2 protein-coding genes and 1 pseudogene are annotated in these 1,029 nt (G+C 56.0%); all 3 read right to left on the bottom strand.

Features of this window, described 5'->3' with window-relative positions; genetic code table 11:
- Nucleotides 1–225 (bottom strand): annotated as a pseudogene (locus ACE4YL_RS14600) (hypothetical protein); the annotation flags it as partial.
- 102 nt (nucleotides 226–327) lie between these two features.
- A complete protein-coding gene (locus tag ACE4YL_RS14595; RefSeq protein ID WP_461369746.1) occupies nucleotides 328–567 on the bottom strand; it encodes a hypothetical protein in 240 nt (79 codons plus the stop codon).
- A 321-nt stretch (nucleotides 568–888) separates the two neighbouring features.
- A complete protein-coding gene (locus ACE4YL_RS14590) occupies nucleotides 889–1,023 on the bottom strand; it encodes a hypothetical protein (protein WP_461369747.1) in 135 nt (44 codons plus the stop codon).
- Nucleotides 1,024–1,029: the final 6 nt, after the last annotated feature.

Raw genomic sequence — 1,029 nt, 5'->3', positions numbered from 1 at the left:
CTCCTTGACGGCCAGCAGCTCCTGGATGTCCTTCTGGATCTCCAGCTCCAGGTCCATAATCTTGGCCAGTATGTCCTGCCCCTTGCCCGGACCCGTCGGCTTGCTGGGACTAGCGTCCAGCGTGGCGGTCGCCTTCTCTGCCAAGGAGCGAAGACTCTCCAGCTGCTCCAGCTTTGAGTCTATCCTGGTTTCTATCTTGTACGCCTGTCGCAGAAAGTGTTTCATCCGCCGCCCTCCCATGTTCACAGCCCAGCCACTCAACGGCGCTGCGCTCACTCATTAACCGCTCGACACCTCCCGCATATCTCCCGCCCCGCATGGGCACGCTCAAGATGCGGACCCTGCGCCATCGCCCGGCAAGTAACGATGCACGTTAGCAACGGCCTCGTCCACGGACAACCCCTCGGCCAGCGCCGCCTTGTATGCCTGAATCAGCAGGTCTCGCCGATAGGCGGCACGCTGGGTCTCACTCTCGATGCGCTCCGAAGCCGCCCATTCCCGCGCCAAGTGACACATGCGAGAATCGAAGCTCTCGGTGGAATGGGCAAACAAGGTCAACTGCTGCACCTACTCCACCCCCCAAACCCCAGCTCTTGACGGTGTTCGTAGTCTTCGCCAGCCATCCATTTCGTCAACACTTCCTCGATGTCCGGCTCTTTTGATAGACCATACGGCGGATCAGTTACCACGCTGTCTATGCTGTTGTCTGGTAGTTCGCGTAAAACATCGAGGCAATCGCCAAGCATTACGACATTTGTTTCCATGTGCATCACCCACAACAAAAAGCCGCCCTCATTGGCGGCTCCTCAGTATGCAGTTTAACATTCTCCGCCAATAACAACATAGCACGTTTCGTAAGGCCCAAAGTGCAATCTTTGTGCAAAGATGTTACAGCAGTCCCATTTCCTCTGCAATGCTCCTCAGTATCCGATGCCGCCAGTTGTATAACGTCCTGCGCGATATGTAGAGTCGCTGGCAGATGCCATAGTCGGTCAATTTCCTGTCCCAGTACTTCAGTTGCACAAATTT

It is taken from the genome of Candidatus Darwinibacter acetoxidans, assembly GCF_041936445.1.
GTDB lineage: Bacteria > Bacillota > Limnochordia > Darwinibacteriales > Darwinibacteriaceae > DTU010.
Note: the sequence above shows the minus strand (reverse complement) of the source record. Positions and strands in the feature narration are given on the sequence as shown.